Origin of the sequence: Caballeronia sp. J97 (genome assembly GCF_905220305.1) — a bacterium.
GTDB lineage: Bacteria > Pseudomonadota > Gammaproteobacteria > Burkholderiales > Burkholderiaceae > Caballeronia.
In genome coordinates this window covers 107988-121863 of record NZ_CAJMZL010000017.1, presented here as the reverse complement: position 1 = coordinate 121863, position 13876 = coordinate 107988, and the positions used below count along the sequence as shown (strand labels likewise).

Sequence of the window (13876 nt, the reverse complement as noted above, 5' to 3'; positions counted from 1 at the left end):
ATAACATGTCCGAATACACTGACATTCTTTATGAAGTTCGCGATGGCGTTGCTCGTATCACGATCAACCGTTCCGAAAAATACAATGCGTTTCGCGGCAAAACCTGCGATGAGCTCATCAGCGCGCTGAATGCAGCGTCATGGGATAAGGCCGTTGGCGTTGTCGTGCTGACCGGGACGGGCGATAAGGCATTCTGCACCGGCGGCGACCAGTCCGCTCATAACGGCGGTTATGACGGTCGGGGCATTATCGGCCTGCCGGTCGAAGAGTTGCAGGGCGCAATTAGGGATTGCCCAAAGCCTGTTATCGCAAGAGTCAACGGGTATGCAATTGGCGGCGGCAACGTACTCGTTACGTGCTGCGATTTGGCCATCGCGTCAGATAAGGCGCAGTTGGGCCAAGTTGGCCCCAAAGTTGGCTCCGTCGACCCGGGATTCGGAACGGCGCTGCTGGCCCGAGTTGTAGGCGAGAAGCGGGCGCGTGAAATCTGGTATCTGTGCCGCCGATACACCGCAGCCGAAGCCTTAAATATGGGCCTGGTGAATGCAGTCGTTCCGCACGATCAATTGGATGCTGAGATCGACAAGTGGTGTCAGGAAATCCTGGCCATGAGTCCTACGGCGCTGGCAATTGCCAAGCGGTCTTTCAATGCAGACTCTGATTCGATCCGCGGAATTGCTGGTCAGGGAATGCAAGCTTTGTCGATGTACTACGAGACTGCCGAATCTCAAGAAGGCGTGCGAGCGTTCCTTGAAAAGCGTAAGCCAAGGTTTCGAGAGGTTTATCAAGGTAAGGGCGAGAAGGACGGAGGAAACAACCCATGACAATCCGTCTGCACTTTGTCGGCAGCGTCGCGGTGGTAACCGTCGACCGGCCGGGGGCCCTTAACGCTCTGAACTTCCAGATGCTTGAGGAATTCTCCCGGTCTATCGACGAGATCAGGGAATCTCACGCGGCCGGCGTAGTTGTCGTCGGCGCGGGCGACCGCGCGTTCTGCGCAGGTGCAGACGTGGTTGAACTGCGCGGAAGAACTCCCGAGCAACATCGCGGTGGCGCCGATTTCGGACAACAAGCGTTCGCCAAACTTGCGGACCTACCGCTTCCCAGCGTTGCGGTAATCCGCGGTCCTGCGCTTGGCGGAGGCCTCGAGTTGGCCATGGCGTGCACTTATCGTGTGGCGATCTCGGGGGCGAAGCTCGGGCTGCCGGAAATTAAACTCGGGCTTATCCCGGGTTATGGCGGCACGCAACGTCTGCCGAGGATTGTCGGTACCGAAAAAGCACTGGAAATGATTACTTCGGGGCGAGCGATCTCGGCGGACGAGGCACATCAAATTTCCCTTGTCGATGACGTCGTGCCGGAAGGAGACGCGGTCGAGATCGGTATCCGTTACTTGCACACCGTGTCTAACGGATATCCCGCCTCGGTGCATCTCGCGCGACAAGCCGTGAAAGCCGCGTCGACGCTCGACATCCAGGCAGGGCTGCAGTTGGAGGCAAAACTATTCGCTCGAGCCGTGGAAACGAGCGATGCGCGCGAGGGCATGCAAGCCTTCGTAGAGAAACGGGCTCCTGAATTCCAGGGCCGGTAGTTCAGGAAAAAAGCCTAGGTACCTAGCTTTTGCAGGCTGGGAGATCAGCTCCCCAATCTCCTTCAGCCTGGCCGACCCTCGAGAAGAAGCTATTCCATCTGTTTGCGCGGGTACCGTCCGATGCGGCGCGTACGTGGTGTTCCCACCACCGCGCGCTTTCAACGCCTTCCGGATGGTGACAGTCTGATATCCGACATCGTCCACCGTCCGAAGGCCCACCCTGACCGGCGTGTCGCTGTCTGGTCGGTCATGCATCAGAGACATCATGCAAGATCAAACGAACACTTTTTCCGGCCTGAAGGTGGTGGACTTCGCCAGCTATATCGCGGGACCGGCCGCGACGACGATCCTCTCGGATTTTGGCGCAGCAGTCATTAAAGTGGAGCCCCCGGGGACCGGCGACCCATATCGTCAGTTTTACAGATCGGCATCGAATCCAGTCAGCGAGGAAAATTATCCATGGCAGCTGACCAATCGGAACAAGAAAAGCCTCGCGCTCAATCTCAAGTCTGCTGAAGCCGCCGGCGTAGTTGAGCGCCTGGTTCGATGGGCCGATGTGGTGGTCGTTAATTTCCCGCCAAATGTACGCGAAAAGCTGGGCCTGTCCTACGAAAAGCTGTCAGAGCTGAACAGCCGACTGATTTACGCAGATCTCACCGGCTACGGTACTCGAGGACCGGAGGCGGATCGGCCTGGCTTCGATGGCACCGCCTATTGGGCGCGTTCCGGGCTGATGCATGTTACTCGCGACGGCAATAGTCCGCCGACGTTGCCGATTCCAGGTATCGGTGACCACGCGACCGCAAGCACACTTTACTCGGCTATTGTCACCGGTCTTTACCGTCGTGAAAAAACGGGAAAAGGCAGTCATGTAACTACATCTCTGATTGCTCAGGGCGCGTGGGCGTCGGCAGTGTGGATCGAAGGGGGCTTAAACGGCGCGCGGATCCATGGCTCACAGTCACGCGGTGCACCGCAGAACGCGCTTTTCAACTCATATCAGACGTCCGACGGCAGGTGGCTTCTGCTCGTCCTTTTACAGGATAAGGATTGGACCAACCTGGTCAGCGCGATGCAACTATCACCGTTGCTTGAGGGTCACCGTTTCCAGGATGCGACGGGAAGGGCGATATACTCAACTGCGCTGGTGGAGCTTTTGGATCACGCATTTTCCCAGCAGCCGCTTGAATATTGGAAAACGACGTTTGACGCAGCGAGAGTCATATACGGCGTTGTGCAGGTAATTGAAGAAGTGGTTCGCGACGAGCAAATGTACGCGAATGACATCATCGTGCCACTGGCCGAACCCACCGAGTATGCAACGCACACCGTCAGCAGCCCAATACAAATCGTTGGAGTAGACAAGGTCGTGCCACGTCGAGCTCCCCAGCTCGGCGAACATAGCGCTACGATTATGGAACAGCTTGGTTACAGTGAGCACGAGATCTCCCGATTCCTTAGGGACTCCGTTGTTCAGCAGCACAGCTGAGGCGCTCCTCGCGGTCAGGACGCAAACCCTTGTGCCCGATGTGCACAAGGGTAATTGAGCCTATTGCCCTGCGGTTATTGCTACTGGACCGAAACGCCCCCCGCGATCAAGCGAACAACGTGAAAGCGCGCGGCGCCGAGACGAGCTTGGTCGGTCTTAAAGCGCACCTCAAGCCGTGTACTGGTTGGCTTGCGCGAAGCGATATGCCTCGCGCTGTTCCTCGGCTAGTAGCGTCGGCAACGTTTGTCGTAAGTATTGAACCCAAGTGTGAATCTTTGCGTCGATATAAGTCCGGGAAAGATAAAGCGCGTACAGACTCATTTCTTGCGATCGGTAGTCCGGCAACACCCAGACTATGTCTTGATTGCGCAGTGCGTCCATGGCTGCGTAGATAGGTATGAGCCCAATGCCCATCCCATGCCGAACGGCTTCGACGAGCGACTCCGTGGTATTGGCCTCGAACTCTGAGGGACCTAGGTGAACAGTATTTGCATCGGGGGGGCCGTCAAACGTCCAGACGTTCATCGGAAAGACAGGTGAGTTAAGGCGCAAACATGTGTGACCCGATAAGTCTTGCGGACTAGCCGGAACTCCACGCTCTCTGAGATAGCTCGGAGAGGCGCAGGCTATACTGAACGCGGTTCCGATCTTTTGGGAAACCAAATTTGAATCGGAGAGAGAGACCGCCGCGACGAGAGCAACGTCGTAACCATCTTCGATCAGGTCGGGAAATCTTTGAGCCAACGTAAGTTGAATAGCCACGTCAGGATAAAGCTTTCGATATTCACTGATAGCGCGAACCACATAATGATGACCAAGGCCGGTTGGGGCCTGTATTTTCAGCCTGCCGGATGGCTGAGAAGAAGCATTACGTGCCTCTGCCTCAGCGTAATCGAGTTCCGGGATAACCTGCGTGATGCGTTGAAAATATCGCTCGCCCGCTTCGGTAAGCGACAATCTGCGCGTCGTGCGGTTTAGAAGACGAGTCTGTAGGTGCGCTTCAAGGCTTGAGACCGCACGGGACGCGTAAGCTGTTGTGACGTTGAGATCTTCGGCGGCGGCGGTAAAGCTACCAACCTCAACAATACGCATGAAGACACGCATATGTTGCAACATATCCATCTATTTCTCGCATCCTGCTGGTAATATGGCGCTTGGGGTTCTAGATTTGTGCGGGGGCAGCGACGCATATCAGTGCATCGGCCGGCCTTGGGTATTTCCGCTCGAAAAAGTCGCCTCATGTGGGAGAACTCGTTCAGGCATCGCTGTCGGAGTTCCTCCTGATGGTTACGCTGCTTTTTCGCTTTATGTGCGAAAATCGAGGGTTCGTTGCCAGGCTGACCCCCGCGGCGGTTATCAGTAGACCGATCACGGTGGTCGGCGATATCGGCTCTGAAAACAACAACCATGCAAACACAGCAGTCGTCGGTGGAACCAGATAGAACAGACTTGTGACCGAAGTCGCAACACCGCGATGTATAAGCATGTACAGAAGCGAACTGCCACCGAGAGTCATGCCAAACACGGACCACGTCATCGAACCGAGGAGTTCATATTTTAGGTGGCCGTGTTGAGACCACGAGAATCCTTCTGTCTCCAGGAGGCAAAGAGGAAGTGTCACGATAAACCGCAGCAGCCATCTGGATGATGCTGGCCGTCCTCACGTCACACTGCTTGATGAATCGCTTTTGATACAAAGTCCCTATGGTCATGGAAGTTAAAGCCGTGACGGCGAATATGACGGTCGGGAGACGAACTTCCCCGACATGCAACTTTTGGCTAACGACGAGTAGTAGGCCAGCAGATCCGAGCCCAATGCCGAACCATTGCACCGAAGTCATCTGATTGCCACGGCTCGACATCCACGCGGCGGTAAAAACCGGTTGCGAGCCCACAATTAGAGATGTTAGCTCGGCTCCCATTCGTCCTTTGATGGCTGCCCGACGCCACCCAGGTAGATGGCCTGCACCATTATTCCGACAACGGACAAGTGAACAAACTGCATTCGTTCCGTCGGGAACCTGACGTTGAATGATAGAGACCATATCAGGAAGCATGCAGCAGATAGGCCATAGCGGAACGTCAGAAATTTGAACGGCGGCGCGTACGGCATGCCGTAGCGTGCAACAAGGAAGCCTGTGCTCCAGATCAACACGAAGGCAGCCGGTGCAAATAAAGCAAGGCTCCGGGGCCACACCAGTCTCTCGCTTGTGATCATTGCAATCGACGAAGGGCTGGTCAAAAAATGCGAGCCCTTATGCAGTATGAGTTGGAATTCGCTCGTGGTTATTCGCGGGCTCTATTTGCGATTACTTTGGCTGCGTGGGAGCGGAGCCTGAACTTTTGCAACTTGCCTGTCGCCGTGCGTACCAAGGGCTCGAAGATAACATGGCGAGGTGACTTGAAGCCGGGGAGCTTCGTCCGGCAAAACTGAACGATCTCGTCTTCAGATAATGTGCCAACGTGTTCAGCCCTCAGTTCAATCACAGCGCAGACAACCTCTCCCCATTTTGGATCGGGCACTGCCACAACGGCTGATCCCGCGACAGCAGGGTGTGTCGACAGGACTTCCTCCACTTCAAGGGAAGAAACATTTTCGCCACCGGAGATGATGATGTCTTTTATCCGGTCCTTGATTTCGATGTAACCGTCATCATGTAGTACGGCAAGATCACCGCTGTGATGCCATCCGTTCAGAAACGCCTCGCGTGTCGCATCTGGGTTCTTCAAGTAGCCTTTCATCGCGAGATTTCCGCGAAACATTACCTCGCCCAAGGTCTTTCCGTCCCTCGGTACGGGCTGGCAGCTAACCGGATCCGCCACGATCATCTGGTCTGAAACAACGGATCTGACACCTTGGCGACCTTGGTGCGCGAGCCGTTCCTGCACGGGCATCTGATCCCAATGGTCTTGTGGCTCACACATTGTGTTGACACCGTGCTGCTCGGTCATACCATAAACATGGAGGAGGTCGAAGCCCAACTCCTGAATCTCGCGCAGGATACCTGATGGCGGCGACGCGCCTGCGCAACCGATGTAGATCGGGGTCTCGGGTTTGGTCCAGTGCTTGGGTTTCCCTGAAATGAGAAATCCAAGGACCGTGGGGGCGCCACAGAGATGAGTCACTTTGTGGGCCTCGATTGCGGCGTAGACGTCCTCTGCAATTACTTTGCGGAGGCAGACGCTGGTCCCAGCGACCGCCGCTAGCGCCCAGGCGAAACACCAGCCATTGCAGTGGAACAGCGGGAGCGTCCAAAGATATACAGGATTGCGGGCATTCAGCTTTGCGTATAGCGCCGTGCCGAGCGCATTCAAGTATGCGCCCCGATGATGATAGACGACGCCCTTCGGATTTCCCGTAGTGCCGGAAGTGTAATTCAGTGCAATTGCGTCCCACTCGTCGGATGGGTAACGAAGCTCCAGATCTTCCGGCGCACTATCCAGGAATTGTTCGTACTCGACCTTTCCAGCTGATCCGGCTTCAGGCAGATCGTCGTCACGAATGTCGACGATTTTTATTTCAAGGCCGGACAACGCTACTGCTTCCTGTGCTACGTCGGCGAATTGCTGATCGATGAGGAGGACCCGAGTTTCCGAATGCTGAAGAATGAACGCCATCGCCGCGGCGTCAAGCCTGATGTTGATGCAGTTCAGTACCGCACCTGAGAGTGGGACACCAAACTGCGCCTCAAGCATTGCGGGGATGTTCGAGGCGATGATCGAAACCGTGTCTCCCAGTACGATCCCCTGCGCGATGAGACCGCGGGCGAGTCTACGGCACCTGTCTGCGTACTGAGACCAACTGTATCTGCGCTCCTTGTAAATCACGGCCGTGCGAGCAGGGAAGATGTCCGCTGCGCGGTCGAGTAGCCTCAGGGGCGTCAGGGCCTGAAAGTTCGCGGCACATTTCTCCATGCCGAGCTCAAATTTGTTGCTCATGGTTGTCTCACATGTCGTCGTTATTTCGTTCGCCCGTGGCTGGCAAGACGGCCACGCGCATGCTGCGCAACTTCAAAACCGGTGATGTCATGCCATCGTGAATTCCCAGAGGGCGAAAGACTGCTCTGTAGCGTGTGTCGCTGCGGTCATACGCTTGTCTCCATCCCTTACTACAGAGCGTCAGCTTGCTAGCCGCTGGGCTTCACATACATCTCAGAAGAGGGCGCACAATCGGCAGTTTCGCGCGCAGGGAGAGGCGCGCACCGGATCTGTGGTTGAAAGGCCTCGGCTCCAGGGGTACTGTGGAACTAATGTAGGTCAGGGGCGACAATGTGTCAAGAACCTGATGTAAAAATCAGGCGATGTCGGGTTTGTACGCACAGAAATAGGTGAAAATGGCCGTAATAATGACAAGGACTAGTCATATCGACAGCGGGTTTCTTTTTTTTGCTGTGCAGCAATTTCCGGTTCTCAGAGACTTGTAGCGAGTGGAGTCAGACCGGAGTTGGGCGCAAGCGTAGTGGTCTGAGTCTCGGGAGTTCGCTACCTACCCACGAGGCTATCTTGTGCGGCAAGGTCAGTGATTAGTAGTGCAGATTTATGAAGTGACGGCCAAGACGACGGTGTGGCCAGCTGTCAACAAAAGGGGCGTCGAAGGGAATTTGACGGTCCCATTCGGAGGGGAAATCGCAATCGCCGCTGCTTGGCGACGGTGGACCTCGCGCGTAAATTAATATGGGAGGGCTAGGGAAATGCGACAGATAGACATCGACGAACTTGCGGATACGGCCAGATTCAATCGCTTCCACTTCACTGTACTGATGTGGTGCCTTGTGGTGATTATCATCGACGGCTACGACATTGCCGTTGCCGGTGCTGCGCTTCCGTCGATCATGAAGGACATGGGCGTGACTGCATCGACCGCGGGTTTCATGGCGAGCTCAGCCTTGTTCGGGATGATGTTTGGAGCAATATTCTTGGGCGTTATGTCCGACAAAATCGGTAGGCGCTGGACGATTTCTGTCTGCGTTTTTCTTTTTAGCGTTTTTACCGCGCTCGCCGGGGTTATGCATGATCCAATCTCGTTCAGCGTGGCTCGCTTTATCGCTGGTCTAGGAATTGGTGGCGTCATGCCAAATATTGTCGCGCAAATGACCGAATACTCGCCACGCAGAATCAGGAGTTTCATGACTACGGTAATGTTCTCCGGATATGCAATCGGTGGAATACTGGCGGCTCTGATTGGCAAGCAGTTCATAGCCGATTTCGGGTGGCAGATCGTCTTCTTTGCTGCGGGCGCGCCCGTCTTAATGATTCCGTTCATCTTGAAATTTATGCCGGAATCGCTTTCGTTTCTTGCAGCGAAAGGGGAACAAGAAAATCTCGCGGCAATTGCGGCTCGAATCGCGCCGGACGAAGCGTTCTCGTCTGGCGATTCGTTTTCTTCGCCCAGAAGGCAGCGCGCGCCTTCCGCCACGATGGCCGAGCTTTTTCAGAACGGACGGGGGCTGAGCACTGTGATGTTTTGGATCGCTTTCTTCACAGGTCTTTTCATGATTTATGCGCTCAGTACCTGGTTGACGAAGCTCATGGCAATGTCTGGCTATTCACTTGGATCGGCGCTAAGTTTTGTGATTGCACTGAACGTTGGGGCGGTTATCGGGTCCGTAGGGGGCGGCTGGCTAGCGGACCGATTCCACATCAAATGGGTCCTCGTATCCATGTATGCATTGGGAAGTGTCTTCCTGTACCTGATGACAATGAAAACCTCCACTGAGGTGCTCTATCTGATTATCAGTGCCATAGGTGCGTGTTCGACCGGCGCGCAGATCGTGGCATATGCGTATTGCGGGCAATTCTATCCGACCGCTGTGCGTTCCACCGGGGTTGGCATGGCCTCTGGCATCGGGCGCCTGGGCGCAATCACTGCGCCAGTAATCATCGGATTGATCGTGTCACTCAAGCTTCCACTGAGCCAAAACTTCCTCGTGATTGGTAGCGCAGGCATTGTGGGGGCTCTCGCGCTCGCCTGTATTAATCACCGAGTGTCCGCGTCCTCCACAACCGACGCGGAAACGGCCAACGTGCCCCTGCCGAGGCCTAACGAGCGAGCGCAAATTGACATGTCGTAGGGCTGGGACTGCATCCGCAGGTGTCATTCAAACAGGTACATGGCTCCAAAAAATGTCAATATCTTGACGAGAACGAGCCATGGATTTACAGTTCGGAATAGTCGGGATGATGCCATTGCCACCTTTCGGGGCTTGTGCAAAGCAGGCACCTTGGTGGTCGTCTAGCAAGTTGTCTCGACGCACCCGACGAGGAAGAGGGAAACAGGATATGAATGCCAGTGGTATTGAGCTAACTATCAAGGGAGCGATCGCAAGACTCGTTCTCAACCGACCCGAAAAGCTGAATAGTCTGGACGAGTCCGCGATGTTGGAATTCCAAACGGCGGTGGATGCTGTTCAAGCGGATAAGGAAGTGCGCGTCCTCGTGATCACCGGTGCCGGCCGGGCATTTTGCGCTGGCCAGGATCTCGCGGACCCAGCAATGCAGGTTGTTGACGGACGACTGCCGGACATCGGCAACCTGGTTGAGCGTCTGTTCAAACCGCTCGTGCTCAAGCTGCAGAATTTGAGCGTACCGACCATCGCTGCTGTCAACGGCCTTGCTGCCGGGGGCGGCGCTGCGATAGCGCTTGCATGTGACATCGTTGTCGCAGCGAAGTCAGCGTATTTCCTCCAGGCGTTCTCCAGGATTGGGCTCACGCCGGATACGGGCAGTACCTGGTTTCTCAGCCAGCGTCTCGGCGTGGCGCGAGCACTCGGTCTCACGATGTTGGCTGACAAGCTGCCTGCTGCCAAGGCAGCAGAATGGGGGTTGATCTGGGATGCGGTTGACGATTCCGACTTCAAGGCAGATGTCGACGCATTGGTCGGCCGCGTGGCTGCGCTGCCTACGAAAGCGCTCGTCCGGACGCGTCAACTCGTGCACGCCGCTCATAGTCATACCTTGGAACAACAGCTTTCGATGGAAGCGAGTTTCATCCGCGAAATGGGATGGACTGAGGACTATAAGGAGGGCGTCAAAGCGTTTGCTGAAAAGCGGACGCCTAACTTCAAAGGCAGTTAGCGCTTGTTTGCAGGCAAATGAGCGATCGAGGGTTTGTCAGCCGGTTCGACCGCTCAGGCAGATGCGGGAGCGGTTACGGCCTCTGTTCTGCGTCTTTCCATAATGTGTCTAAGATTTGAGCCGGGACTTGGTCGGCATACCGTGTCCCTGAGGGAGGAAAGGTCCCTGCCCGCCCTTCAACGTAGCCAAACGCTTCGTCGGCCGAGGAGCGCCAGTTTGGTGCGACGCCTCCATGTCTCGCTGTTTAGAGCGCCCGCTTTCCCGGCATCGCTGCATCAGCACTGCACACCCGATCTGGAATTCGCCCGACTCTCGGGCTAGCCCCGCAGACCTGAACTTGCCGAAACCGGCTCCCGAGGCCAGGTCTGGCCAGCCGCAGGCCATGAGAAGGGACTTCTTGCGCCCCCGTCGCAAGAGCGCAACGCCGCAACTGCTTCGGCACAAGAATTGAGGCTATCCAGAGGCTGTCCCCACATATTTTTCGGTATCCCGCCAATCGGCGCGCAGCAGTCGCATGCGGACGATACGGGGCGGTCGTCTCTCAAAAAGCCCCAAATTCGGCGATCCCAAACGCACAATATGTCAAGTACATGATACATTATCAGAAGGCTCGCTTGCGACTCCACTCAAAGGGCGCGCGTGCTTTATCGAGGTTAGCGAAACTTGGAGGAGATGAGATGGATATGGGGCGGATTCGTTGTGAGCGACTGCGCGGACGGGTTACGACTGCACAAACAGCGGCTGAATTCATTCAGAACGGCATGACTATCGGCATGAGCGGGTTTGGTTACGCCGGAGACTGCAAAAGTGTTCCCTTTGCATTGGCGGATCGGGCCAGATCTGAGCCTATCCACCTGACGGTCATCGCGAGCGCATCGCTCGGACACGATATCGATAAGACTTTGGCTGACGCGAAAATCACAGCTCGAAGAATGCCTTTCCAGTCGGATTCGGGCCTTCGTCGCATGATTAACGCGGGCAGCGTGATGTACTCAGATCTGCACCTTTCCGAGATGGTAGAGCAGATGCGCAGTGGATTCCTTGGGCAAGTTGATGTTGCAATGATCGAGGCTACGGCTATCACGGAGAGCGGTGGAATCATCCCTACAACATCTGTGGGTGCGTCCGCGGATTTCGTGTCGATGGCCAAACATGTGATCGTTGAGATCAACTTGAATATGCCCGAAGCGCTCGAAGGCATGCACGACGTTTATGTACCTGCGAGCCGACCTTTCCGCCAACCCATTCCACTTACCTCACCAGAGCAAAGAATCGGCTTGCCTTACATTCCGGTCGATCCAGAGAAGATTGTCGCAATCGTCTTCACGCAGATGAATGATAGTCCGGCCAAGGTATTGCCGAGCGATGTTGAGACACGGGCCATCGCACAGCATCTCAATCATTTCCTTCTCGATGAGGTCCGGACGGGCCGCCTCATGCCGTCATTGCAGCCGTTGCAGATCGGCGTGGGTACGCTCGCGAACTCAATGCTGAATGCGATGGCGGAGTCGCCGTTCTCGAACTTGAGTATGTATTCTGAAATCCTTCAAGACAGCACTGTTGAGCTGCTGGATGCTGAAAGATTGACATTTGCATCCGCCTGTGCGATCTCCTTGACGAGTTCCATTCAGCAACGGTTTCTTGACGAAATCGAGCGATACAAAGCGAAGCTTGTCTTCAGGCCACAAGAAATTAGCAATCACCCGGAGGTAATCAGAAGGCTTGGTGTCGTAGCAATCAACACAGCGCTCGAATGTGACATCTACGGGAACGTCAACTCAACCCATGTTGGCGGCACGCACATGATGAACGGCATAGGAGGGTCTGGAGACTACGCGCGCAATGCGCATTTATCGATCTTCGTAACCAAGTCGAACGCGAAGAACGGAGATATTTCCAGCATCGTCCCGATGGTGTCACACGTCGACCACACGGAACACGACGTCGACATCATTGTCACGGAGCATGGGGTTGCGGACCTGCGCGGCCTTGCACCTCGCGAGCGTGCTGTTCGCATCATCGAAAACTGTGCTTCTCTGCTATATCGCGAATCGCTGCGCGACTACTTCAAGCGCGCCAGTGCGAACGGCGGACAAACCCCGCACATGATCGAATACGCACACGATTGGCACGCCAGTTATCGGGACAGCGGCTCCATGCGTAGTGCGTCGTTGGTAGGCAACGAGGCCGTCTAATTTGTTCGAGAGCAAATGATTGACAGTGACCAGTTTCCGCCGGTCCTTCGCCGTCGCATTTGCTGACCATCACATCTTGTTCTATCAAAATCGGGCCTTCTCCAGGCTTGTAACCAAGAGGCGTCCGCTAAGGAGGAGATGAAGTGAATCCATATATCGATGAAGATCTCACGGCACTGGCAGAGCATGTTCGACGTTTTGCTGCGAAGCGCGTCGCGCCGGGCTTTCTGGACCGTGATGAGAATCGTGTGCTCGATCGCAAGCTGATGCGTGAGATGGGGGAACTGGGCCTGATTGGGCCAGAGCTACCAGTTGAATATGGCGGGCAGGGGCTCGGAAGTCTTGCGGCCGGAGTGATTCACGAAGAGATATCCCGCGCCGACATGAGTCTCTCATACATTAATCTTCTTGCCTCGCTTACTGGGCAGATTCTGGCGGCGCATGCCGCGCCGGATATTGCGCGTTCGTGGCTCGAGCGTGTTACGGAGGGAGCGGCTCTGCTATCTATCGCGCTGACCGAACCTGGCGGAGGCTCGGATGCTGCGAAGTTGCGTCTGCGAATGGAGCGGGTGGGCGGCGACTATATCCTTAACGGCGAGAAGACGTCCATCTCGGCGGCAGACCAGGCGGATGCGTCTGTTGTCTTCGCAAGAACAGGAAGTGCTGAAGACGGCGCTCGCGGTGTCTCGGCCTTGCTGGTACCTATGGATCTTCCCGGTATTACGCGAACGCGTTTCGATTGTCACGGCCAGCGGGCAATTGGACGTGGGTCGATCTTCTTCGAGAACGTTCGTGTTCCGGTTGACCACCTTCTGGGCGAAGAAAACAGAGGTTTTGCGCAGGTCATGCAAGGCTTCGACTATTCGCGCGCGTTGATCGGTTTGCAGGTCCTCGCGGTCGCGAAGATCAGCCTCGAGGAGGCTTGGGAATTCGCCGCGCAGCGCAAGGCTTTTGGAAGTCCGATCTCCGCCTTCCAAGGGGTGTCACACCCTCTCGCCGAATACGAGACGCAAATCGAGGCGGCGCGTCTTCTGTGCCTTCAGACGCTATGGCTCAAAGATCACGACTTGCCTCATACGGAGCAGGCCGCGATGTGCAAGTGGTGGGCCCCGAAGTTGGCGTACGACGCAGTGCATCAATGCTTGCTGTCGTTCGGCCATGGTGGCTATGACCGCGGTCCGCTGGAGCAGCGCATGCGCGACATTTTAGGTTTCCAGATCGGCGATGGGACGGCGCAGATCATGAAGACTGTCATTGCTCGCGCAAGGGCTGGGCGCGCTGCGGTGCCATTCTGAGGATATAAATTGCCGGGGGCGGATCCCTGTGAGATGGGCAGCACGGATCAGTCTGCACGCATCGGGACGATTTGCGCGTTGTTTCGCAAAACGTTTGACATGCCACGGACCTTCCCATCTTGCCCTACGGCTTGCTCTGCCCGTCGATTGTCCGCCTGCCGCTCCTTGTCTTAAGTGTCGCGTATTTCTATCGAAGCCGCGAGGATGTTGAAGATTATTGCAACTGGGTTGA

10 protein-coding genes are annotated in these 13876 nt (G+C 55.8%); 7 read left to right on the top strand and 3 right to left on the bottom strand.

The genetic code is table 11. The features are described 5' to 3' along the window. The first annotated feature begins 5 nt into the window (after positions 1-5). The 3 genes from badI to U4Y90_RS21620 all read left to right on the top strand — a co-directional run bounded on the left by badI (position 6) and on the right by U4Y90_RS21620 (position 3080). The gene (gene badI, locus U4Y90_RS21630) at positions 6-824 is read left to right on the top strand and encodes a 2-ketocyclohexanecarboxyl-CoA hydrolase (RefSeq protein ID WP_321797568.1); all 819 of its coding nucleotides are present in this window, start codon (positions 6-8) and stop codon (positions 822-824) included. Further along, positions 821-1591, top strand: a complete 771-nt coding sequence (locus U4Y90_RS21625) for an enoyl-CoA hydratase/isomerase family protein (RefSeq protein WP_321797567.1) — start codon at positions 821-823, stop codon at positions 1589-1591. The genes badI and U4Y90_RS21625 overlap by 4 nt, the downstream gene beginning before the upstream one ends. A 265-nt stretch (positions 1592-1856) precedes the next feature. Next, positions 1857-3080: a CoA transferase gene (locus U4Y90_RS21620; RefSeq protein ID WP_321797565.1), complete on the top strand. Its 1224-nt coding sequence runs from the start codon at positions 1857-1859 to the stop codon at positions 3078-3080. Between the two features lie 168 nt (positions 3081-3248). Here U4Y90_RS21620 and U4Y90_RS21615 read toward each other — a convergent pair whose 3' ends face one another. From U4Y90_RS21615 to U4Y90_RS21610, 3 genes are all read right to left on the bottom strand, one after another. After that, positions 3249-4202: a LysR family transcriptional regulator gene (locus tag U4Y90_RS21615; RefSeq protein ID WP_321797563.1), complete on the bottom strand. Its 954-nt coding sequence runs from the start codon at positions 4200-4202 to the stop codon at positions 3249-3251. A gap of 133 nt (positions 4203-4335) precedes the next feature. After that, on the bottom strand, positions 4336-4713 hold the full coding sequence (locus tag U4Y90_RS36175) for an EamA family transporter (protein ID WP_415749397.1): 378 nt from the start codon (positions 4711-4713) through the stop codon (positions 4336-4338). A 653-nt stretch (positions 4714-5366) separates the two neighbouring features. Then, the gene (locus tag U4Y90_RS21610) at positions 5367-7019 is read right to left on the bottom strand and encodes an AMP-binding protein (protein ID WP_321797561.1); all 1653 of its coding nucleotides are present in this window, start codon (positions 7017-7019) and stop codon (positions 5367-5369) included. Positions 7020-7771: 752 nt separating this feature from the next. Between U4Y90_RS21610 and U4Y90_RS21605 the strand changes: the two genes are divergently transcribed. The 4 genes from U4Y90_RS21605 to aliB all read left to right on the top strand — a co-directional run bounded on the left by U4Y90_RS21605 (position 7772) and on the right by aliB (position 13644). Next, positions 7772-9151, top strand: a complete 1380-nt coding sequence (locus U4Y90_RS21605; RefSeq protein WP_321797560.1) for an MFS transporter — start codon at positions 7772-7774, stop codon at positions 9149-9151. Positions 9152-9359: 208 nt separating this feature from the next. Further along, positions 9360-10154 (top strand): enoyl-CoA hydratase-related protein, encoded by a 795-nt coding sequence (locus U4Y90_RS21600; RefSeq protein ID WP_321797618.1) that lies wholly within the window; start codon positions 9360-9362, stop codon positions 10152-10154. Positions 10155-10831: 677 nt separating this feature from the next. Then, positions 10832-12349, top strand: a complete 1518-nt coding sequence (locus U4Y90_RS21595; protein ID WP_321797558.1) for a succinate CoA transferase — start codon at positions 10832-10834, stop codon at positions 12347-12349. Between the two features lie 143 nt (positions 12350-12492). Then, positions 12493-13644: a cyclohexanecarboxyl-CoA dehydrogenase gene (gene aliB / locus U4Y90_RS21590; RefSeq protein WP_321797557.1), complete on the top strand. Its 1152-nt coding sequence runs from the start codon at positions 12493-12495 to the stop codon at positions 13642-13644. Positions 13645-13876 lie beyond the last annotated feature (232 nt).